General features: G+C 40.9%; 2 protein-coding genes and 2 rRNA genes. 2 read left to right on the forward strand and 2 right to left on the reverse strand.

The annotated features are described in order from the left end of the window. Both J502_RS15940 and J502_RS15945 read left to right on the forward strand, forming a co-directional pair. Positions 1–298, forward strand: a 298-nt coding sequence (locus J502_RS15940; RefSeq protein ID WP_034685181.1) for a ClpXP protease specificity-enhancing factor SspB, incomplete at its 5' end; no start/stop codon positions are given. 19 nt (positions 299–317) lie between these two features. Further along, positions 318–995, forward strand: coding sequence for a hypothetical protein (locus J502_RS15945; protein WP_005016122.1), 678 nt, complete (start codon positions 318–320; stop codon positions 993–995). A 188-nt stretch (positions 996–1,183) separates the two neighbouring features. Here the strand turns inward: J502_RS15945 and rrf are convergent. After that, positions 1,184–1,298: ribosomal RNA gene (rrf, locus tag J502_RS15950) — 5S ribosomal RNA — on the reverse strand. A 190-nt stretch (positions 1,299–1,488) separates the two neighbouring features. Further along, positions 1,489–1,754, reverse strand: a 23S ribosomal RNA gene (locus J502_RS15955); the annotation flags it as partial.

Below are 1,754 nucleotides of genomic sequence, written 5' to 3' on the forward strand. Positions count from 1 at the left end.
AGAACAGTTTGTTCAAGACGGACAGATTGTGCTTAATATTGCACCTCATGCAGTACATCAATTTCATATGAGTAATGAGGCTATTACTTTCTCCGCACGTTTTTCCGGCGCATCTCGCGAACTCTATGTTCCTATTGAGGCAGTACTAGGCTTATATGCACGTGAAAATGGTCAGGGCTTATTTTTCGATCCAGCAGAATATCCAGATACCCAAACAGAAAAAGATACTTTAAAATCTGCTGAACAAGAAACAACTGATTCACCTAAGAAAAAACCGAGTTTGAGACTTTTAGATTAAAAAAATTAGGGAGTTCACCATGGCTTTTGATTTAGTCCAATATTTCGCTGAGCAAATACAAATTCAAAAGCCTCAGCTGCTTAAACAATACCCAGCTGACCAAAGAAAAAAGTATATTTGTGAAATTAATACGCTTGCTTTAGCAAAGCTGATTACTTTATGGCGTTATGATGCCAATAAGGTTTATCAAGAAATTCGTACTCAAGATCAGCTGTATATACAGGAAATCGCCCGGCATTTAACCACCTGCCCTAAGAATCAGTCCAATTTAAGTAAATTTGAGCTGGAAGATGCGATTACACAGGTATTATCAGTACAGTTCTCTGAAATTAAACAGTTAGATGATACGGGGAATTTCGGTCCTTCAGGACTAAAAGAACTCTTACTAGGACAAATTGAACACCTATCCGGACAGGCAGATGACTGGGTTTGGGCAACAAGTGAGCTAACTGAGTTGATAGGTTCTAAACCAATTGAGCAAGAAGAGTTATCATTAGAAGAAACCATGAAGGAGTTTAATCAAATGGTAAATCAGCAAAATATTCAAGAGAGCCCTCATCAGGAGCCTGTACAAGCACTACAATCCACTACAGAGTCTAATCCACTTGTGCCTGGGTGGGCACGAGTCCTTGAGCCAATTGTAGCACTTGTGATTCTTTGGATTCTGTTTAGTGCTTATCATAATCTGATGGGTTAACTAATATAAAACTTATAAGAATTAGGGCTGAACTGCCCTTTTTCTTTATCCTCATAATTTTTTAGTTAGTTAATTTTTCATAAGTTTAAATAATTTTTTAATAGTCAGCCCCTACTAAAGGTACTTCCACTTTTCCATCCCCTGCATAAAAAAAAGCCCCCTCAATGAGGGGGCTTTTTAGAATAATGAGCTGGCGATGACTTACTCTCACATGGGTAACCCCACACTACCATCAGCGCTAAGAGGTTTCACTTCTGAGTTCGGGAAGGGATCAGGTGGTTCACTCTTGCTATGGTCGCCAGCACAACTGTTGATGGACTTGTTCGGGTCTGATTTAACTGCGGTGCAGTATATGCCGTACTTTGGTCCAAATGAGTTATTAACAGCGGGCAGATCTGGGTCTGAATTGTATGTTCCAGCATTAGGCTGAATCAAGGGATATTGCATATTTATGAATCGATTGATGCTTTGTATACAACTGTTTGGGTGTTGTATAGTCAAGCCTCACGAGCAATTAGTATTGGTCAGCTTCACATATCACTATGCTTCCACATCCAACCTATCAACGTCCTGGTCTTGAACGGCTCTTTAGGTGACATAAAGTCACGGGGAAATCTTATCTTGAGGTAGGCTTCCCGCTTAGATGCTTTCAGCGGTTATCCCTTCCGAACATAGCTACCCGGCGATGCGACTGGCGTCACAACCGGTACACCAGAGGTTCGTCCACTCTGGTCCTCTCGTACTAGGAGCAGATCCTCT

Source organism: Acinetobacter sp. 1294596 (assembly GCF_000582925.1).
Lineage (GTDB): Bacteria > Pseudomonadota > Gammaproteobacteria > Pseudomonadales > Moraxellaceae > Acinetobacter > Acinetobacter radioresistens.

What these genes read in the sequence shown, in the direction of transcription:
- J502_RS15945 (WP_005016122.1), top strand. Translation starts at nt 318, where the DNA reads ATGGCTTTTGATTTAGTCCAATATTTCGCTGAGCAAATACAAATTCAA.